At 68.7% G+C, this 18,937-nt stretch carries 13 protein-coding genes and 5 pseudogenes; 8 read left to right on the top strand and 10 right to left on the bottom strand.

Annotation, left to right across the window (positions count from 1 at the left end; translation table 11 throughout):
* The first annotated feature begins 17 nt into the window (after positions 1 to 17).
* Positions 18 to 758: a class I SAM-dependent methyltransferase gene (locus AB0L95_RS36630; RefSeq protein WP_365169840.1), complete on the top strand. Its 741-nt coding sequence runs from the start codon at positions 18 to 20 to the stop codon at positions 756 to 758.
* Between the two features lie 399 nt (positions 759 to 1,157).
* On the opposite strand, the gene AB0L95_RS36625 is transcribed toward AB0L95_RS36630, so the two are convergent.
* Positions 1,158 to 4,718, bottom strand: a complete 3,561-nt coding sequence (locus AB0L95_RS36625) for a protein kinase (protein ID WP_365169837.1) — start codon at positions 4,716 to 4,718, stop codon at positions 1,158 to 1,160.
* Between the two features lie 27 nt (positions 4,719 to 4,745).
* The gene (locus AB0L95_RS36620) at positions 4,746 to 5,423 is read right to left on the bottom strand and encodes an SAVMC3_10250 family protein (protein ID WP_365169834.1); all 678 of its coding nucleotides are present in this window, start codon (positions 5,421 to 5,423) and stop codon (positions 4,746 to 4,748) included.
* A gap of 311 nt (positions 5,424 to 5,734) precedes the next feature.
* Here AB0L95_RS36620 and AB0L95_RS36615 point away from each other — a divergent pair, with 311 nt between their 5' ends.
* Complete coding sequence (locus AB0L95_RS36615; RefSeq protein ID WP_365169831.1) at positions 5,735 to 5,950, top strand: DUF4177 domain-containing protein; 216 nt, start codon at positions 5,735 to 5,737, stop codon at positions 5,948 to 5,950.
* Between the two features lie 293 nt (positions 5,951 to 6,243).
* On the opposite strand, the gene AB0L95_RS36610 is transcribed toward AB0L95_RS36615, so the two are convergent.
* The 3 genes and pseudogenes from AB0L95_RS36610 to AB0L95_RS36600 all read right to left on the bottom strand — a co-directional run.
* On the bottom strand, positions 6,244 to 7,728 hold the full coding sequence (locus AB0L95_RS36610; protein ID WP_365169828.1) for a DEAD/DEAH box helicase: 1,485 nt from the start codon (positions 7,726 to 7,728) through the stop codon (positions 6,244 to 6,246).
* Positions 7,729 to 7,899: 171 nt separating this feature from the next.
* Positions 7,900 to 8,103: a cold-shock protein gene (locus tag AB0L95_RS36605; protein WP_210586179.1), complete on the bottom strand. Its 204-nt coding sequence runs from the start codon at positions 8,101 to 8,103 to the stop codon at positions 7,900 to 7,902.
* Positions 8,104 to 9,029: 926 nt separating this feature from the next.
* A pseudogene (locus AB0L95_RS36600) lies at positions 9,030 to 9,149 on the bottom strand (LysR family transcriptional regulator); the annotation flags it as partial.
* A 117-nt stretch (positions 9,150 to 9,266) separates the two neighbouring features.
* Between AB0L95_RS36600 and AB0L95_RS36595 the strand changes: the two are divergent.
* Positions 9,267 to 9,441: pseudogene (locus tag AB0L95_RS36595) on the top strand (hypoxanthine oxidase); the annotation flags it as partial.
* A 28-nt stretch (positions 9,442 to 9,469) separates the two neighbouring features.
* On the opposite strand, the pseudogene AB0L95_RS36590 reads toward AB0L95_RS36595, so the two are convergent.
* Positions 9,470 to 9,724, bottom strand: a pseudogene (locus AB0L95_RS36590) (aminopeptidase); the annotation flags it as partial.
* A gap of 584 nt (positions 9,725 to 10,308) precedes the next feature.
* Here AB0L95_RS36590 and AB0L95_RS36585 point away from each other — a divergent pair.
* Positions 10,309 to 10,728, top strand: coding sequence for a TOBE domain-containing protein (locus AB0L95_RS36585; RefSeq protein ID WP_365169823.1), 420 nt, complete (start codon positions 10,309 to 10,311; stop codon positions 10,726 to 10,728).
* Positions 10,729 to 11,038: 310 nt separating this feature from the next.
* Here the strand turns inward: AB0L95_RS36585 and AB0L95_RS36580 are convergent, their stop codons facing one another.
* On the bottom strand, positions 11,039 to 11,845 hold the full coding sequence (locus AB0L95_RS36580) for a sulfite exporter TauE/SafE family protein (protein ID WP_365169820.1): 807 nt from the start codon (positions 11,843 to 11,845) through the stop codon (positions 11,039 to 11,041).
* A 101-nt stretch (positions 11,846 to 11,946) separates the two neighbouring features.
* On the opposite strand from AB0L95_RS36580, the gene AB0L95_RS36575 reads away from it, so the two are divergent.
* A complete protein-coding gene (locus AB0L95_RS36575; RefSeq protein ID WP_365169817.1) occupies positions 11,947 to 12,741 on the top strand; it encodes a helix-turn-helix transcriptional regulator in 795 nt (264 codons plus the stop codon).
* A gap of 174 nt (positions 12,742 to 12,915) precedes the next feature.
* Here AB0L95_RS36575 and AB0L95_RS36570 read toward each other — a convergent pair whose 3' ends face one another.
* Positions 12,916 to 14,340 carry a nucleobase:cation symporter-2 family protein gene (locus AB0L95_RS36570; RefSeq protein WP_365169814.1) on the bottom strand — a complete coding sequence of 475 codons (1,425 nt, stop codon included), beginning with the start codon at positions 14,338 to 14,340 and terminating at the stop codon, positions 12,916 to 12,918.
* Positions 14,341 to 14,822: 482 nt separating this feature from the next.
* On the opposite strand from AB0L95_RS36570, the gene AB0L95_RS36565 reads away from it, so the two are divergent.
* Positions 14,823 to 15,854 carry an aromatic ring-hydroxylating dioxygenase subunit alpha gene (locus tag AB0L95_RS36565; protein ID WP_365169811.1) on the top strand — a complete coding sequence of 344 codons (1,032 nt, stop codon included), beginning with the start codon at positions 14,823 to 14,825 and terminating at the stop codon, positions 15,852 to 15,854.
* A gap of 397 nt (positions 15,855 to 16,251) precedes the next feature.
* Here AB0L95_RS36565 and AB0L95_RS36560 read toward each other — a convergent pair whose 3' ends face one another.
* Entirely contained in the window at positions 16,252 to 16,422 is a 171-nt protein-coding gene (locus tag AB0L95_RS36560) for a hypothetical protein (protein ID WP_365169809.1), read from the bottom strand.
* 361 nt (positions 16,423 to 16,783) lie between these two features.
* Here AB0L95_RS36560 and AB0L95_RS36555 point away from each other — a divergent pair.
* Positions 16,784 to 16,888 (top strand): annotated as a pseudogene (locus AB0L95_RS36555) (IS5/IS1182 family transposase); the annotation flags it as partial.
* Positions 16,889 to 16,939: 51 nt separating this feature from the next.
* The gene (locus tag AB0L95_RS36550) at positions 16,940 to 17,587 is read left to right on the top strand and encodes a class I SAM-dependent methyltransferase (protein WP_365169806.1); all 648 of its coding nucleotides are present in this window, start codon (positions 16,940 to 16,942) and stop codon (positions 17,585 to 17,587) included.
* Between the two features lie 352 nt (positions 17,588 to 17,939).
* On the opposite strand, the pseudogene AB0L95_RS36545 reads toward AB0L95_RS36550, so the two are convergent.
* Positions 17,940 to 18,843, bottom strand: a pseudogene (locus tag AB0L95_RS36545) (amidase family protein); the annotation flags it as partial.
* Positions 18,844 to 18,937 lie beyond the last annotated feature (94 nt).

Below are 18,937 nucleotides of genomic sequence, written 5' to 3'. Positions count from 1 at the left end.
CGCCACAGTTGTCGCTCGTGACGAGTAGTGAGCTGTGGACCCGTGCGACCGCCGACCGCTACGACGCCGAGGAGACCGAGATGTCCTCGGCCGCCGTCCTCGGACCGACTCTCGCCTTCCTCGCCGAACTCGCGGGGGACGGCCGGGCGCTGGAGTTCGCCATCGGAACCGGGCGCGTGGGCGTCCCGCTCCGGGAGCGCGGCGTGCCGGTGGTGGGCATCGAGCTGTCCGAACCCATGGCAGCGGTCCTGCGACGCAAGACCGACGAGAACACCCTGCCGGTCGTCATCGGGGACATGGCCACGACCGTCGTCCCGGGCGAGTTCACCTTGGTCTATCTGGTCTACAACACCATCTCGAACCTGCTCACGCAGGACGAGCAGGTCGAGTGCTTCCGCAACGCCGCACGTCATCTGGCGCCCGGCGGCCGGTTCGTCATCGAGCTGGGCGTGCCGCCGCTGCGGTTCCTGCCGCCCGGCCAGGTGGCGGTGCCGTTCGACGTCTCGGAACGGCACCTCGGCTTCGACACCTTCGACCTCGTCCAGCAGATCCTGGTCTCGCACCACCTCACCCGCGACGACGAGGAAGGCCACTACCGCCGCGACAGTTCCCGGCACCGGTACGCCTGGCCGGCGGAGCTCGACCTGATGGCACGGATCGCGGGGCTCGCACTGGAACGACGCGTCGCGGACTGGGACGGGACGCCGTTCGCCCAGGATTCCACGAAGCACATCTCCGTGTGGCGCAAGTCGGCCTGAGCCGCCTGTCCCGGCATCCGCCCTGCCCGAGGAACGCCAGGCAGAACGCGTCCACGGCCGTCGGGTCGAGGACGAAGAGGAAGGTGCGAGCCTCCCGGACATAGCGCAGCGCCTCGGTCTCCTCCCGGGTGACGAACCACTCGCCGGCCGTGTCGAAAATGTGCACCAGGCGTCCGGGTTCATCGGCTTGCCGCAGTGCTCGTGCACGCAGTAGCCGCTCAGCCGGGCGTCCCTGCTCATCAACATCAGCAGCCTCGCACGTCCGAAGCAGCTCGGGCAGAGCATGCCCCGGGGCAGCGAATCCCACGACCGAGGTCCACCCGGCCTGCGCCCGGTCCCCGCCCGAGACGGCACGTGTCGTGAGGCTTGCCCGACGTCAGGCCCGCCGACGTCATGGTCTCAGTCAGCCGCCTCGCGAGCCGCCAACTCCCAGTCGAGCTCCCATACACGAATGCTTCCGGCCACGCTTCCCGTAAGCACGAAGCGGCCGTCGGGTGTCATCGCCAGGCAGGTGACGCCCGCCTCATGGCCGTCCAGGGCGCGCAGCCGACGCCCACTGGTGACATCCCATACGACCGGAGGGGTTTGGAAGCCGCCCGAGACCGCGAAGTCACCCTGTGCGGTCATGCGGAGGAAGTGGTTGAGATCGCGCCCCGCGCCCAGCGGATCGTCGGTGCTGAACGACCGGACGACGTCCCCCGACGCGGTGTTCCACAGCCGGATTCCCTCGGCCTCGCCGGTCAGCGCAAGACTCCCGTCCGCGCTGAGGCACACCACGTGCATGGTGTGCAGGAACTCGCCGCGCAGGATGTGTGTGGGCACAGCCCGTCGCAGGTCGTAGAGCTGGACCAGGTCACCCCTGGCGAACGCGGCGAGGCGGCCTTCGGAAGCGATCGCGATGTCATCGGTACGGTGACGCCACGGTGATCGCACCTCGCGGCCTGTCCCCAGGTCCCAGATGCGGACGTGGCCGTCGTTGTGGCCGACCACGGCCTGTCGCCCGTCGGCGCTGAACCGAACGGGTGCCGATTCGCCGAGCGGGGCGCGTGTCCCCAGCACCAGTTGGCATGTGCCCGTCTCAAGGGACCACAAGCGCACGGTGCCGTCCCTGCTGCCTGACAGGACCTGCCGCGCGTCAGGACTCAAGCAGACCGCCTCGACCTTGTCCTCGTGGCCCTCCAGAATCCGCGTGCAGCTGCCCTTGTCGACCGCCCACGCCCGGACTGTTCCGTCGCCGCCGCCGGACACCGCGACCCGTCCGTCGCCGGACACGTCAACCGCACCCACATAGTCGCCGTGCCCGGCGAGGACCTTGGGCGACCACACTGCTCGGAGCCCGGTCTTCCTGGAGTGCCGGCTCAGCGCCCACCAGGCGGACAGGACGTTCGGCTCGCGCTCGTAGCCGGCGGTCTTCCGGGCCACGGTGAGCAAGCCGAGAGCCGCCCGGAAACGGCCCTCTGCCATCGCCTGTTCGGCCTCTGCGACCCGCGCGTTCACCAAGGTGCCCAGTCGGCTCAGCTCATTGTGCGGGCGCGGCCGGGTCAGGCTCGGAACAGCGGCGTAGGCCGTGGGCAGTCGCCACCGTCGCACCTTTCTGTCCTGACCGGCGGACAGCGCGAACCTGCATTCAGGGTCCAGGACGACGACGGCCGTCCCGTGCTCGTGCCCTGGAAAGGTCCTCAGGCATCGGCCGCGGTCGATGTCCCAGAACCGAACGGTGCCGTCGAAGGCGTCGCCGGAGAGCAAGAACTTCGCGTCGGGGCTCAGCGACAGCGTGTCGGCTGTATGTCCCGTCAGTACACGGACACACCTGCCATCGGCCAGATCCCAGATCCTCAGGGTCCGGTCATGACTCCCGGTGGCCACGAAACGTTCGTCGGCGCTCAAACAAATGGCGGTCACATACGACGTGTGCCCGGTCAGGACGTGCCGGCAAAGACCGGTGTCCAGATCCCACACCCCAACGGACTCCGACCGGTCCTCCCATCCGGCACCCTTGGCACCACTGCCCAGTAACCAGCGTCGTAGAGGACTTGTCCGGACCAGACGCGTGCGACCGATATGCGGTGCACGACTGTGCCGTTGCTCCCCACTGCTGGTGTCCAGGAACCGGAAACCGCCGTCCGCGCCCGGCCAGTACGCGGCGAGGCCGTCCTCGCTCAGACTGACCCGGGCCAGTTGCATACCGGACCGGTCGGAGTCCGGGGAAGTGACCGCGCATTCACGCGAGGCATGCTCGTCGGCCAGGTTCCAGAACCAGACGGTTCCCCCTTCGTCCGCGGACACCGCGAAGCCCCCGTCCGGGGTGAGGTCGACGGACTGTATCGGCTCGCGGTGACCGTCGAGGACCTTCAGGCACCGGCCTGTGCCGACGTCCCACAACCGCACCTTGCCATCCCAGGTCCCGGTCAGCGCCAACCGCCCGTCGGGAGTGAGGGCGAGCGCGGCATCGTCGTGGAACGTCACGGGAAGCCTCGCGAAATCCGATTCTGAAGGCGCCGAGAGTATGGCCTCTCGAACGGTCTCCAGCCCGCCGGGCTCCCTGGAGGCGGGCTCTCCGCTACGCGTCGACTCCCGATGCGGGTACGGCCGCCACGCGATCTCCCACTCGTCGACGCACCGGGCGTCGGTGATCCCACCGGCCCGGACGGCGTGCAGCGTGGCCTGGATGTCCGGCTCGGCGCTCCATTCCGGCGGCACACCCTCCAGGAGCACGCCGGCCGAAGCGAGGTCCCCGCGTTCCATGTGCACCTGGGCGAGCAGATGACTCGCTTCCCAAGCGTCGCCTCTGTCCACCCGAAGCGCTTCCATCTCGGCGATGAGTTCCTGGTCGGTGACGGTGCCGGCCCGCCACCGCGCAAGGCCCGCGTTGTAGCGGGTCGACACATTCTGCGGATCGGCCGCCAGCGCCTTCTGCAAAGCCTGCTCGGCCTCGTCCGGTCGGCCGAGGTCCAGCAGCGACAGCGACCGGTTGTTGAACTCGTCGGCACGCAGATCGGCCGCCACGGGAGCCTTGCGCGAATACGGAACACCCACGACGTCCCGATGGACGTCGGCCAGAACGGTGACGACCTCGGCCAACGAGCCCGGCCGGCGAGCCGGATCCCGGTGCAGACATCTCGCCAGCAGGTCGGCCAGACGCGACGGCATGGCCGGCAACCCGGCCATGCCGTCGCCTCGGCAGCCGTCCAGCGCCGCGCCTGCTTCCGGCCCGTCGTCCCAGACGGGACCGCCGGTGAACATCTCCAGTACCGACACCGCGAAGCTGTAGACATCGGTACGCCGTCCGAGCGGACGGTTCTCCGCCTGCTCGGGCGAGGCGTACTGCTGTGTGCCGCCACCGCCGCCCGGCACGAGGACGCTGGCGCCGGGTGCCGCGTGCGGATCGGCGGGTGGGACGTCCGGAGGGAGCTTGGCTGCCGCGTCTCGCGCCAGGGCCAGTCCGAAATCGGTGATCTTGGCGGTGCCGACGCCATCGAGCAGCACGTTGTCCGGCTTCATGTCCCGGTGCACCAGATGCCGGCTGTGCGCGTGGTCGAGCCCCCATGCCATCTGGATGGCCACATCCAGTATCCGCGCCAACACCGCCTGCCGATCGCCCTGGTACAGCCGCCGGTCGTCGACCCAGTCACGAAGGCTGCCGCCCGGCACGTACTCGGCGAACACCCGGGGGACGCCGCCCAGCGTCCGGACGTAGTGGCAGCCGCACACATGCGGGTGCAACCCCAGCGACACCCATGTCTCGGCTTCGGTGATGAACAACGTACGGGCGGCTTCCGTCCTGAACAGGGCCGGCCGTGGGCATTTCACCGCCAGGTCGACACCCCACATCAGGTGCCGCACCCGGTAGACCACCCCCATCCCGCCACGCCCGAGCACGGCTGCTACCTCGTAGAGGCCGTCGACTACGTCACCGACCCTCCAAGTGGACAGCGCTCCATCCTGCTGCGGCACACTCATGCCGGCCTCCGTGATAGGTGAGCGTGCCTAGTCGGCCTGAGCCACGTAGATCGGCGAGCCAAGCAGTACGGACATGCCGTCACGCGGATCGAAGTCCCCGCCGGGGCTGGTCCCGTGCAGCAGCCGCTTGGCGATGAACTCGACGTTCTGTGCGGGGGCCTTGAGACCCCGGACCGCCCGGTGCACGGTGGTGAGCGCCATGCGATCGGCGCGGGCGAAGCCGTCATCGACCGCGTCGACGACCAGTTCGTCCTCCAACTCGGACTCCGCGCCCAACTGGCGGAGCATGGTCGGCATCAACGACGACGAGGCACGAGACTCCTCTACGCCTGGCACCGCGCCCAGCAGGTGTCGGGCGGACCCTCCGAGCCCCACCACGTTACGGTCGTCCCAGCCGCCGAGAAACACCAACGAGGGATCCGCGTCGCCCGGCATCGCTCCCCACCTCATCGGCAGCACACCCCCGAAGAACTGTCCCGGCTCGTCGACCGACCCGAGATCACCGTGGTCCTGCAGGTGGCGTACGACCCGTTCAAGCCGCGAGAATCGGTCGGCCGGCGGCGGCTCGACGGTCCGCTTCGCCGCGACCATGTGCAGGTTCACACCTAACTCGGTCGTGCGCCTGGCCGCGAAGCCCGGGTCGATCTGTGACAGCAGCATGTCCACCTTGCTGTCACTGATGTAGAGGTAGTACCGAAACGTCATGCCGCCCCATCGCGGACTCGGCCACGCACAGCCACGTGGACGCCTTCACACCCGAAAACCGAGTATGCCCGCCGCCCTGGTCGCATCGCAGCGATTCGATCAACAAGCCCCCTCACAGCAGAAGCAGCTCTTCAGGGAGGAGAGAGCTCTCCGTTCGGGCACGGTTCACGTCCGCCGAACTCCGTCAGGGCGACCACGCTCACCGTGCCTCCCGATGACCTGACGCCCACCCCGCCGTGTCGGGCGACGTCGAGCGGTGATTGGCTGTCCTCAGTTCTGTCAGCCAGTCCATCCATCGAAAGGCCCCAGCCATGAGCGACTCCTACACACTCGAATACAAGGTCGTCACCTTCCGCGAGTCACTGATCGGGGACGCGCTGGACAGCGACAAGCTGGAGAAGGTTCTGAACAAGCACGCCGAGGACGGCTGGGCCCTCAAGGCGATCACGGCCGCCGACGTCAAGGGCCGTATAGGGCCTGGCGCGGTCGAGGGCCTGCTTCTCACTCTGGAGCGTCCGCGCCGCTGACGGCCATGGGTCCCGCGGAGGACCCAGACCGCTCAGCGCGAGCCGGCCGGTGGCCCCTGACAGCGACGGGCCGTTCCCGACCTCGCCTCGGGTAGAACGTCGGCCACCGTCGGCGCGACGGCGACGGGCACCCCTACGCCGGGCCAGGAGCACACCGGTCGAGCACGGGTGCTCACTGTCGCGCGCGCCGAGCACGGCGCGTGCGGCCGGTGCGTCGTTCTCGGCCGCGGCACGTTCCTCACCGAGGAGCGGGTGCGGTCACGCCCGCAGCGTACGGGGGCACCGTTGCCGGGCTATGCGCCGCGACGGACCCGGGCGGCCTTGCGGGCCTCGGCGATCTGACGGGCCTCAGCGGACCGGCGAGACTCGCCACCGCCGCCGGCCCGCCCCGGGCGGGTGCCCAGACCGCGGAAGGGAGCGCCGCCGCGCTTCGGGCGCTCCGCGACCGGCCCGCTGCCGCCGACGGGCACACCGGAGGGAGCCTGGGCGCCGGTGATGCGGCTCAGCTCGGCCTCGCCGGAGCGGACCTGCGTGATCTGCGGCCTGATGCCCGCGTCGGACATGAGACGGGCCATGTCCCGGCGCTGGTTGGGGAGGACCAGCGTGACGACACTGCCGGACTCGCCGGCGCGGGCCGTACGGCCGCCGCGGTGCAGATAGTCCTTGTGGTCGCCGGGCGGGTCGACGTTGACGACGAGATCGAGGTCGTCGATGTGGATGCCCCGAGCCGCGACGTTGGTGGCCACAAGCGCCGTGACGTCGCCGGTCTTGAACTGTGCCAGGGTGCGGGTGCGCTGGGGCTGCGACTTGCCGCCGTGCAGCGCCGCGGCCTTCACACCGCTGCTCAGCAGGTGCTTGGTGAACTGGTCGACGGCATGCTTGGTGTCCAGGAACATGATCACGCGCCCGTCGCGGGCAGCGATCTCGGTGGCGGTGGCGTATTTGTCGGCGCCATGCACCTGCAACACGTGATGCTCCATTGTGGTGACCGCGCCCGCCGACGGGTCGACCGAATGGACCACCGGGTCATGGAGGTATCGACGGACCAGAAGGTCGATGTTGCGGTCCAGCGTGGCCGAGAACAGCATGCGCTGACCCCCAGGACGAACCTGGTCCAGCAGTTCGGTGACCTGCGGCATGAAGCCCATGTCCGCCATCTGGTCGGCTTCGTCCAGGACGGTGATGTTCACTCGGTCCAGGCGGCAGTCATTACGCTCGATGAGATCCGTGAGGCGGCCAGGAGTGGCGACGACCACCTCGGCCCCGGCACGCAGCGCGGCGGCCTGCCTGCCGATCGACATGCCGCCGACCACAGTGGCCAGCCGCAGCTTCAGCAACCGGGCGTACGGGGTGAGCGCATCGGTGACCTGCTGGGCCAGCTCGCGGGTGGGGACGAGGATCAGGGCCAGCGGCTTCCGCGACTCGGCACGCTGCCCGGCCGTGCGCACGAGGAGCGCCAGGCCGAAGGCGAGCGTCTTGCCGGATCCGGTGCGCCCGCGGCCGAGGACGTCGCGTCCCGCGAGGGAGTTCGGCAATGTGGCGGCCTGGATCGGGAAGGGTTCGTTCACGCCGAGACGGGTGAGCATCTTCAGCAACTCGACGGGCATGTCCAGCTCACCGAAGGTCGCGACCGCGGGGAGGGCCGGGGTGACGGTGACCGGCAGCGCGAACTCCCCCTTCGGTGCGGAGGGACGGCGCCCTGTCTCAGCGGGACCGACGCCGGGGCGGCCCGGACCCTGTGAACGGAAACGGTCGTTCGTGCGAGCTGAACGGCTCATGGAGAACCTTCCTCGGCAGGGCGCGCACGAGGAATTCCCGACAGGAATGAGCCGGATGAATTGCAAGAACGGGCCGAATATGAGACTAAAAGAATTCCACCGGAATAGAAAAAACAGTAAGCTGGGGCCCCGCCGCAAGGCGGGACCCCAGCTTACTCATACGCCTCGATGTCAGGCGGGAGTGATGTTCTCCGCCTGCGGACCCTTCTGGCCCTGCGTGACGTCGAAGTTAACCTTCTGGCCTTCCTGGAGCTCACGGAAGCCCTGGGTGGCGATGTTCGAGTAGTGGGCGAAGACGTCCGGGCCGCCGCCGTCCTGCTCGATGAAGCCGAAGCCCTTTTCCGCGTTGAACCACTTGACGGTGCCAGTAGCCATGTCACATCTCCTTGGGGGCAGTGCCCGCGGACTCACACCGTGTGAGCCCCTGCGTTGCCACAATGAGCCCCGTCCGGATAAGCACCGGAGATACAAAAATGCCCGACGACATCAGCCGCCAAGGCACTTGAAGTTTCGGGAACCACAACTGCAACTGCCGACAAGCTTAGCACGGTACACGCATCCGCACTACTTTCACCCGCGACGCAAAGCCTCAGCCGCGCGGCGGCACCGGCTCGGCAGGCCGGCGCCGCCCCGGGTACATACGGAAGGTGAATATTCAGATTACACAAGGTGCGACCAATGAGAACTCGCCCTCCCCAGCGACTGGCACCCGGCCCGCTCGATCCTTTCGTTACCCGAACAAAGCCAATCGAACCTCTCGACTCGGATGATCCGGAGTCGTTTCCGGGAAAGGCAGGCTCGGAATCACCCGGTTTCGAGCTGTTCGAATTCCTCCTGCCTCCGGGCCTCGCGCTCCTCGCATGGTTCGGCGTCGCCCGGCCGAAATTCCAGGCCGGGCGCATTGCCGCTCTTGCGTGATGGCCGCGAGGTCGCGAGCGAACGGCGGGGGTATTTCGACGGTGAAGCGGGAAGTCGACGGACGTGCCACCGCCCGCGTCTGACCGGGGCGGGCCTTGCGGCGGCCTCCGCGGCTCACTTGTTGACCGAGTACGAGTGGGCGCCGACGCCGCCAGGGCGCCCCCGTCGACGATCAGGTACTCGTCGCGGATCGCCCGGCCCGCGAGCCAGGACTCCAGGATCTCCCGGGTGCCGGCCGCCTAGCGGGCCTGCGCGGAGAGGGAGGAGCCGGACATGTGCGGGGTCATGCCGTGGTGCGGCATGGAGCGCCAGGGGTGGTCGGCGGGGGCGGGCTGTTGATGAGATAGGCACCGCGCTTCATGGTGGTCAGCAACTAGCGACTGTTCGAGCCGCCGTATCGCGGCCGACAGCGACGGCTGGGAGACATAGCAGGAAGCCGCCGCGCGGACGAAGTGGCGCTCCCGGGCGAGCGCCACCAGGTATTCCAGCTGGCGCAGCAACATACGCGACCCCCTAGGGTTTCGGTGTGCCGACGTACAGCAGCAGTCAGGCCGCGCGCCTGCTGGGGGTGAGCCCGGAAACCGTTCGCCGCCCGGCGGACGGCTGCCGATGGGCCGGGGCGGGTCCGTCGCAGTGTGCACGCGGCCGACCCGGGCAAGGTCATGAACCCGGTGCGGTGCCGGAGCCAGGTCGAGAGCGGCCCCTGCAACTTGGTCGCCCCCCTTCGCCAACGCCCTGCGAGACGCGACCGGCGTCCGCTTCACCGAGCTGGCGCTGACCCGCGACCAGGTCTGACCGGCCCTTCACCGGGCAGGCGTGAGCCTCAGCCGAGGGTGAGCAGTTCCTCGTAGAACCCGCCGAACTCCCGCTCCCGGTCGATGAGATGGATCTCCAGGATCCAGTGGCAGCGGCGCCCGGCCTTGTCGGTGCGCCGCACTGGGGTGTCGTTGGCAGGGGTGATGTACGACTCCGTGTCCGCGCCGTCGATCGTCTCGTGCGGGAACTCGCCCACCAGGTGTCCGGCATGCCAGCCGCCGAGCGCCCAGCCGGCCTCGGCGGCCAGCCGCTCCACCTCGGCCTTCAGCGCGGCCCGTAACTGCGCCAGTTCCGCGGTACGGCTCGGGAAGTCGTCGTAGGCGGCCGTCGGCCCGCCCATCACCACCAGGGCCACCAGGTCGTCCACGGTGTCCGGCACCAGTTCGCCCGCCCAGGTGCGGCAGACCCGCATCGGCAGCCCGGCCGCCGCGAGTGCGCTACCGATGGCGTACGGACCCTCCTGCGGTGCGTGCTCCACGAACTGGATCACGGGCCACCACCTCCCGCACGACCGTACCTGGAGAGCAGTCGCAGCCAAACGCAAATACATAGGCAGGAGCCGGGGCCAAGCTGTATTTACAATCTCCTTTCCGCTACTGCCCGCGTAGCTGCGGTCGCCTTCACGGGACGGCGGGATTCCGGCAGTCCAGGACCCCGTCTCGGGGGCTTCTCTGATGTGCCAGGTACCGACGATCGCGCAGGTGGCGGATGCGACGAGGTCCACAACAGGCGTTGCCGAACCGGCTAGCTTGGCAACATACAGTCGACACAAGCCCGGCAATCCATCCCTTTCCTCTTCCTCTTCCTCTTCCTCTTCCTCTTCCTCTTCCTGTGAGGCGACTCGTCATGAGCCTGAGCATCCGCAACCAGATTCCCGGCACCGTCATCGCCGTCACCCCCGGTGAGGTGATGGCGAGCGTGAAGGTGCGCCTCGACGGCGGCCAGGACCTCACCGCCGCGATCACCCTGGAGGCGGTCACGGACCTGGGACTCGCCGAGGGCTCGGCCGTACGCGCCATGATGAAGTCCACCGAGGTCGCACTCGCCACCGGCCGCGTGGAGGGGCTGTCGATCCGCAACAGGCTGCCCGGCACGGTCAGCGATGTCACCACCGGCAAGGCGATGGCCACGGTCAAGGTCGCGGTCGACGGGGGCGAGCTCACCGCGGCGATCACCAAGGACGCGGTCACCGACCTCGGTCTGACGGCCGGTTCGCCGGTCGTGGCGCTGATCAAGTCGACCGAGGTGTCTCTCGCGACCGCGTGACTCCCGGCCGTGGCAGGGCCTGGACTGCGCTGGGCTGCGTCGCAGGCGAGCGACAGGGCGCGGCCGAGGCCGCCGACGCGTCCGCCCGCATCCCTCCCGTCCAGCGTCGTGTGCATGGCTGGCCGGTCTCGCCCTACGGTCCGGTCCCCCGTTTCCGTCCCGAGCGCTGGAACCTGCGCGTCTTCGGCGCCACCGCCTCGGGCGGAGTGCACGAGTGGACGTTCGACGATCTCAGTGGATCAGCGGTCGGCTCCTGTCGAGCAACGGCGGATTCTCCTGACGCCGTCGGGAAGTTCGAGGCATCGGCGCGTCAGACTCCCATGGCCACCATCACGATCAGCACGACCATGAGCAGGACGAGGTAGGCGACAGAGTGGACGCGGTCCGGGACCCTGCCGGTGACTCGACTCACCACGGCGATGGTGGGAAGTGATCCGAGGAGCAGGACGGCACCCGCGGTGAGATCGACGTAACCGAGCTGTCCTGCGCCGGCTGGCGTGGTGGGGGCGAGGGCGTAGACGAGGGTCCCGGCCACGGCGACGGGGACGCTGAGGAGGTTGGCCATGGCGGTCGCCTCGGCCATGGGCAGGCCCCTGCGGCGCAGGAGCGGAACGGTCATGACGCTGCCGCCCACGCCCAGGCCGGCGGCCACCAGGCCGATACCGATCCCGCCGAGGGTGGTGGTGCCCCGGCCCAGGGGCTTCGGATGCGTCCGGTGGGCCACGGAGAGGAAGCCCTTCCGCAGCAGACTGTCGGTGATGGTCACCAGCAGGTAGGCGGCGAACAGCAGGCGCAGCACCGTACCGCCGATCAAGGCGGCCGCGAAGGATCCGGCGCCGGCGCCGACCGCGATGGACGCCGCCAGCGGCCAGACGTACGCGCGGCGCAACCGACTCTCACGCCACTGGACCAGCGCCGCCGCCACGGCGTTCACGACCATGACTGCCGCCGAGGTCGCCACCGCGACGTGCATGGCATCGGCTCCCTGACGTGCCGTTGCGGCCAGGACACCGTAGACGACGGGAACGGTGACGAAACCGCCGCCGAAGCCGAAGAGCACGGTCGTGACGCCGGTCAGGCAGCCGAAGAACAGGAGAGTGGAGAGAAAGGTCAGCACTGGTCAGACGCTAGGGATCGAGAGGCTTGGCGGGCAATCGATGACTTGTCGTCTTCCTACGCGCAGCCGACAAGGACAAGGGTCCCGCGTAGCCTCACGGCATGCGCAACATCCCGGTCGCGGCGGTGGACGACCTCGATCGTGCCGTGCTGGCCATCGGCACCGACTACTCCGAGGACCACCTGCTCGCCTGGCACGAGCACCGGCGTGCCCAGGTCCTGTACGCGGCCGCCGGCGTCATGCGGGTCGAAACAGCGGACGGCAGCTGGACGATCCCCACCGCCCGCGCGGTACTGATCCCGTCCAGGACCCGGCACCAGGTCACCATGGTGGGCGTCAGCACCCGCAGCCTCTATGTCGAGCCCGCTGCCGTGCCGTGGTTTCCCGCCCGCTGCCAGGCCGTCGACGTCTCCGCGCTGCTGCGGGAACTGATCCTGGAAGCGGTCGAGATGGAGCCGCGTTACGCCGAGCACAGCCGGGACGCGGCGGTCGTCGCCCTCATCCTCCACGAGCTGAGAAGCCTCACCCCGCTGCCGCTCGACCTGCCGCTGCCGTCCGAGCCGCCGCTGCGCGGTCTGTGCGAGGCGTTCCTGCAGAAGCCGGACATCCATGACCCGCCCGCTCGTTGGTGCGCGGCCCTCAACATCAGCGAACGCACCCTCGCCCGCCTCTTCCAGCGCGGCACCGGCCTGAACTTCTCACAATGGCGCCAACGCGCCTGCGTCCTGCACTCCCTGCGGCACCTCACCGCGGGCATGCCCGTCACACGCGTCGCGGCGCTGCTCGGCTACGACAACCCCGCCGCCTACACAGCCGCGTTCAAGAGGCTCCTCGGCCGTCCGCCGACGGCCTACAGGAGCCCCGGCACCACCGGCGTCCAGGGCCGACATCCTTGATCAACGAACCCCCGGCCCAGGGCCGGACGCGTAGGGCCGGCCGCAGAAATCGCGGGCATCGGCGTCGAGCCGACTCGGCCAAGCTGCCCCCCACCCCACGAACAAGCTGGGCTCCGGAAAAGGGGCGTGTTCCCGGAGCCCTCGCAACTGGCCGCAGCCACTGCTGTGCCGGCGTCAGGTGGCGGGCGCGGAGTCGGGGACGGCCGTCTGGACCGACTCCGTCTCCGGCTTTGTCTCCGGCTCCGGCTGCTCGGTCTTCTTCCCGCCGGGTGTGTGGTTGAACAGCAGGTTCAGCAGGAACGCGGCGACGGTGGCGCTGGTGATGGCGCTGCCGCCGATGATCTGCACCCAGGTCGGGAAGGCGTGGTAGATCGACGGGGCCACGACCGGGAGCATGCCGACGCCGATGGAGACGGCGACGATGAGCAGGTTGTTGGTGCCCTCGAACTCCACTTTGCGCAGGGTGTTGATGCCGACCGAAGTGACGGTGGCGAACATGACCAACCCGGCCCCGCCGATGACCGGACCCGGCAGGGAGGCGACGATCTCGCCGAGCTTGGGGATGAGCGCGAGGACGACGAGGATCCCGCCGGCGACGGCGGCGACGTAGCGGCTGCGGACCTTGGTCATGCCGACCAGGCCGACGTTCTGGGCGAAGACGGTGTCGAGGAAACCGTTCATGACGCCGCCGAAGATGCCGGAGACGCCGTCGGCGGCAAGTCCCCGCGCCAGGTCCTTCCGGGAGAGCGGGCGTCCGGTCATCTCGCCGACGGCGAGCATGTCGGCGGTGGACTCGGTGAACGTCACCAGCATCACCACGCACATGGAGATGACGGCAGCGACCGGGAACTCCGGGGCACCGAAGTGGAAGGGAGCGGCCAGGCCGAACCAGTCGGCGCCGCCCGCGGAGGAGAAGTCCGTCAGGCCCATGGGGATGGCGATCAGCGTGCCGACGATCAGTCCGAGCAGGACGCCGAGCTGGGAGAGGAAGCCGCTTGTGAAGCGGTTCACCAGCACGATGAGCAGCACGATGCCACCCGCCAGAGCGAGGTGGCTCGGGGCGGCGTAGTCCTTGGCCGTGGCGTCCTGGCCGGCGATCAGCCCGGCCGCCACCCCGATCAGGGAGAGTCCGATGACGGTGATGACGGATCCGCTGACCAGCGGCGGGAAGAACCTGACCGCGCGGGCGAACGGCACGGCGACGAGCAACCCGAAGACACCGGCGGCGATCATCGAGCCGTACACCGCCTGCATCCCGTACTCGCCCGCGATGAGGATCATCGGGGTGACGGCGGTGAAGGTGGCGCCCGCGACGACCGGCAGCCTCACGCCCAACACCTTGCCGATGCCCAGTGTCTGAAGCAGCGTCACCAGGCCGGCCACGAGCAGGTCGGCGTTGATGAGCAGGCCGATGGTGGAGGTGTCGAGCTTGGCCGCCGATCCGAAGACGAGCGGGACGGTGACGCAGCCGGTGTACATCACCAGCACATGCTGCAGGCCGAGCAGACCGAGCCGGGCGGGCGGCAGGACCTCGTCGACCGGGTGCCGGACGGGCGCGGCAGTGGTTGGGGACGCGGATGCGTCAGGAGCCTGGGACACAGGGAGCCTCCGGAAGCGTCGACCAGAAGAGCGGGTCAAGCTTTTTGTTGATGCCGTTTCACCCGTGTTTCCGCGGACGAACAGTGCTGTTGCTTTTGCTGCGTCCGGTCGCTCGTGATCGCCCGACAGCGCCCGGACATGGCCCGTTAACAACCGTGGAACGGCCGCGATACGGAGATGCGTCATCGTCACTGCCAAGAATGCAGGATTCCGGACACCCTGAGGAGGTGGCGCCTTGACGCTCGTACGCGGACGTCTCTCCGATCTCCGTAGCCGTGTCCACCAGTCGGCGTGGACGCGTGGCCGTGTCGCCCACGGTGTGCCGAGGACCCATGAGGCCGCCCGCGCCTGAACGGCGCCACTCCGCGTGCCGCTGCCACGGCCGCGTCCGGCCTTGACCCCGTCAACGCCCGACTGCACGCCTCCGCGCCCGGCCCCTCATTGTGCCCGGTCGGCGTTCACCTGCGAAGGACCCACTCCTCATGACCACGGTCGCGCCCCCGCCTGCCCAGGCCGCGCTCGTCCTGCCCCGCGAGTGCACCTTCGACCCCGGCGACTGGGCCGTCCTCGCCCGTCACTGGTACCCGGTCGCCCTGTCGAGCGAGATCGTCGACGAGCCGCTCTCCGTACGCCTCCTCGACGAACCGCTGGTCGCCTACCGCGCCGACGGGCGCGTCGTCGTCGCCAACGACATGTGCCCGCACCGCGGCGTCCCGCTCAGCAAGGGGTACGGCGCCGGCATCCGCTGCGCCTACCACGGCCTGCGCTTCGGCGAATCCGGCCGCTGCACCGACGTACCCGCACATCCCGCCTCGAAGATCCCTGCCCGGCTCAACCTGCGCAGCTACCCGGTCGTCGGGCGCTACGGCCTGGTGTGGGCCTGCCTGCGCCCCGTCCCCGACGCAGATCCCGTCATCCCGGCCATGGCCCACTGGGACGACGAGGGCTTCCAGCAGATCAACTGCCCGTGGATCGACATCGACGCCCTCGCCGGACGCCAGGTCGAAGGCTTCGTCGACGCCGTCCACTTCGGCTTCGTCCACCTCGGCTCCTTCGGCGACCCCGACAAAACCGAGGTCCCCGACTACACCCCGGTCCGCCACCAGTACGGCCACTCCGTCGACTACTGGAGCACGGTCAGCAACTACCCCCACGGCACGAAGGAGGCCCCGCCCGGCTTCCAGTGGCTGCGCCACTTCGACGTGCACCTGCCGTTCACCGCCACGCTCGTCGTGCACTTCCCGGACGGCGGACTGCTCAACATCATGAACGCCTCCTCCCCGGTCTCCGCCCGCCGGACCCGTATGTTCGCTCCCATTGCCCGCAACGTCGATACCGACCAGCCCGTCCAGGCCGTATACGACTTCAACCGCACGGTGTTCGAGGAGGACCGCGCCATCGTCGAGATCCAGAAACCCGAGAACCTGCCCCTCGACCCGAAACTCGAAGTCCGCATTCCCGCGCCGACCGCAGCTCCGTCGCCTACCGCCGCGGCCTGCGCAAGCTGGGTCTGAGCCACTTCTTCACGGCGTGAGGACAGGACCACGATGAACTCCCTCGACACCGTGGTGCACGCGATCTCCCTCGCCTGCCCGTCCGGCACCAGCCGCACCCACGAACTCCGCCCGGCCGACCCGGCCGTGACCCTGCCCGCCTTCGAGGCCGGCGCCCACATCGACGTCCACGTCGGGCCATCCCTGATCCGGCCGTATTCGCTCCGCAACTCCCTACAGATGACCGGCTGTTACCCCATCGGCGTGCGCCCGGACGACACAGGTCGCGGTGGATCCGCCGCCATGCACCACGACATCCGGTTCCCCGGCGGTGTCGAGCTCGCGCAGTGCCTGGATCGCTCAGAAGCGTGTGTACGCGCTGCGGCGACGAGCAGCGTCGACGATGTGTCTACTGTTGTCAGCTCGCATCGGCAGTTGCCTCCGGCTGTCGGGGGTCGGTTTCCAGGCCGGTGATGATCTTCTCCAGGCTGCCGAGGACCTGGCGGTTCATCCCGGCCACGCGGGCTTGGCCGCGGGCCTCAGCGGCGTAGATGATCTGCGGCAGGAACTCGGGGGTAGTGACGGACATCGGGCAGGTCAGGCAGGTTTCTCTGAACTACGCACGTGGCATGACCGTGAGGAACTGCATGGTCCCACCACACTCGTGGCACCTCGGCCAGACGAATTCATCCGGAACGAGTGGGACTCCGCCGGTTCGTGGTGTGGGCGCGTCGGCCGTGGTCTCCCCGTCGTAGATCAGCAGCATGGTCACGGCCCAAGAGCTGGCCCGTAACCCACGAGGTGAGGGTCATGCTGTGTCAGGGTCGGTGCCAATGGCACCGACCGAGCGAAGCGAACGCACTCATAGATGTCGTCGTCGTAGCCGTGCTCGATGACGCTCACCAGAGGCTGCGGGCCCTGGAGCATGATCAAGGTGGGACGGTCTCGCCCTGGCTGGTGTGTTCCCGGCGTCGGAACCTTCCCGGACAGCCCCGTTCACCGGGTTGAGCCCGCGACAGTTCACGAAGCGCGTGACCGCGTTGCGGCGGGAGGGAGGATCGTGAATCTCTCGGCCCGCCTCCGGGCCGGCAACTACTATCGCGAGCATGGTCGAACACGATGCCCTCAGCACCACCCGCCAGGCCTACGACGCAGCCGCCCCCCTGTATGCACAGCTGTTCCGTGACGAATTGCGTGACATGCCTTTGGACCGTGCGATCTTGAGTGCCTTTGCCGAGGTCGTGAGTGCGAGTGGGGACGGCCAGATCGCGGATCTGGGCTGTGGACCTGGCCACATCACGGCTCATCTGGACGAGTTGGGGCTCGCGGCGTTCGGCGTTGATGCCTCGTCTGCGATGATCAACTTGGCTCGACAGGCATATCCAGCCCTGCGGTTCGACGTGGGTTCAATGGCCGCGCTGAACATCGCTGACGGCGTGCTGGGCGGCGTACTCTCACGTTGGTCCATCATCCACACTCCGCCACAGGAACTTCCCGCCATCTTGGCGGAGTTCCACCGCGTGCTGGCATCTGGCGGCCACCTTCTGATCGGCTTTTGGGGCAGCGACGATCCGTCTCACCCGACGCAGGTCTTCGATCACACAGTCGCACCGGCCTATCGGTGGTCGCCTGATCACCTCGCCGCGATGCTGCGCGAGTCCGGGTTGGCCGAGGTAGCCCGGATGGTTCGCGAGCCTCAGCCCACCGATCGGCGCCAGTTCCAGGGGATTCACCTGCTCGCCTGTAAGGCCTAGGCGGGGCTCGACGGTGCTGTGGCTGGTGGGGCGACGGTCGAGCTGAGCGAGTTTCTCCACTGCTCCGGCAAGGCTGACCTGGAGTCTTTCTGCTTCTCCGAGCCAGCCTTCCCGCTCGGCCTCGGCGATGCGGGCGACGAGGTTGAGTGAGCATCTGCCACAAGCATGCTCATGGACGCACGGGGTCGGGGTTCATCCGTGGCGCAGGGAGCAGCCACCGGCTGCCGCCGGGCGACCTTCTGTCGTGTTGCCGGAGCCGGGTGACATTCGAGTTCCGGGCAGCGACTGCGCGCATTCGGAAGATCTCGTCGTGATCCGCGCCTCCTCCTCGACGGACACCCGGCAGGACGCCCTACTTCGGTGCCTGGAAGCCGCCGGTCTCCTGCTCGAGCAGTTCGGCCAGCCGCAGCGGGGTGCGGTCCCGAACATCGGACCGATGAGCTGCACTCCCACCGGCAGACCCCCGGGAGACCGGCCCGCTGGTATGGCGGTGGCGGGCAGGCCGGGCATGGTGGCCAGACCGGCCCAGACGAACTGGTCGAAGTACGGGTACTCGACGCCGTCGATGTCGATCCGGCGTTCCCTCGGATCGGGGTTGTGGTCGTGCGGGAACGCGGGAGTGGGCGTGATGGGACACACCACGGCGTCAAACTCGGCGAAAAGCTGCCGCCAGCCGTGGCGATGGAGCTCGCGACGGTTGTTGCCTCGATCCAGTCGCGGTGGCTGAACACCATGCCGCGCAGCCGCGCCGCATCGAGACTCTGGTCGTCTGTGCTCAGTCCGGCGGCGCGGGTCCGCAGCTGCTCGTACGCTTCGACGGGAAAGCGTGCAACGGAGCTCGAAAACAGCAACTGCGTGTAGAGCGTCGCGGCTTCGGTCAGATCGGGCAGCGGCGGACTGTGCCGTTCGACGCGGGCGCCGCCGTCGACAAGCGCGTCGGCCACCCGGTTCACACCCGCCAGCACAGCGGACCCGGTCGGAATGAGCGGATGATTGCCGAGGACCAAGACCCTGAAATCGCGGAGCCGCTCGTGGCCCGCGGGCGGCAGCGTCAAGTCGTGCGCCACACCGAACGTCAGCGGATCCGGTCCGGCCATTACGTCGAGCACGAGCGTGAGGTCGCGGGCACTGCGCGCCATCGGACCGACGACGGCGAGGTCAAGGTCGGCCGGCCATGCCGGCGCGGTCGGCGGGACCGTACCCCGGTTCGCCGCCAGCCCGAGCGTCGGCTTGTGTGCGTAGACACCGCAGAAATGGGGCTCTCCTGCCGTATGTGTGGGCGCCCTGAACTGCCCCGATACAGGAAACACGCCGCCTCCTGTGATCCTTGAGGTGTCTAGGCTCAAGTTG

Source organism: Streptomyces sp. NPDC052036, assembly GCF_040680495.1.
Lineage (GTDB): Bacteria > Actinomycetota > Actinomycetes > Streptomycetales > Streptomycetaceae > Streptomyces.
This window is presented reverse-complemented; position numbering and strand designations above follow the sequence as displayed.

What these genes read in the sequence shown, in the direction of transcription:
- AB0L95_RS36625 (WP_365169837.1), bottom strand. Translation starts at nt 4,718, where the DNA reads ATGAGTGTGCCGCAGCAGGATGGAGCGCTGTCCACTTGGAGGGTCGGT.
- AB0L95_RS36620 (WP_365169834.1), bottom strand. Translation starts at nt 5,423, where the DNA reads ATGACGTTTCGGTACTACCTCTACATCAGTGACAGCAAGGTGGACATG.
- AB0L95_RS36615 (WP_365169831.1), top strand. Translation starts at nt 5,735, where the DNA reads ATGAGCGACTCCTACACACTCGAATACAAGGTCGTCACCTTCCGCGAG.
- AB0L95_RS36610 (WP_365169828.1), bottom strand. Translation starts at nt 7,728, where the DNA reads ATGAGCCGTTCAGCTCGCACGAACGACCGTTTCCGTTCACAGGGTCCG.
- AB0L95_RS36605 (WP_210586179.1), bottom strand. Translation starts at nt 8,103, where the DNA reads ATGGCTACTGGCACCGTCAAGTGGTTCAACGCGGAAAAGGGCTTCGGC.
- AB0L95_RS36585 (WP_365169823.1), top strand. Translation starts at nt 10,309, where the DNA reads ATGAGCCTGAGCATCCGCAACCAGATTCCCGGCACCGTCATCGCCGTC.
- AB0L95_RS36575 (WP_365169817.1), top strand. Translation starts at nt 11,947, where the DNA reads ATGCGCAACATCCCGGTCGCGGCGGTGGACGACCTCGATCGTGCCGTG.
- AB0L95_RS36565 (WP_365169811.1), top strand. Translation starts at nt 14,823, where the DNA reads ATGACCACGGTCGCGCCCCCGCCTGCCCAGGCCGCGCTCGTCCTGCCC.
- AB0L95_RS36560 (WP_365169809.1), bottom strand. Translation starts at nt 16,422, where the DNA reads ATGTCCGTCACTACCCCCGAGTTCCTGCCGCAGATCATCTACGCCGCT.
- AB0L95_RS36550 (WP_365169806.1), top strand. Translation starts at nt 16,940, where the DNA reads ATGGTCGAACACGATGCCCTCAGCACCACCCGCCAGGCCTACGACGCA.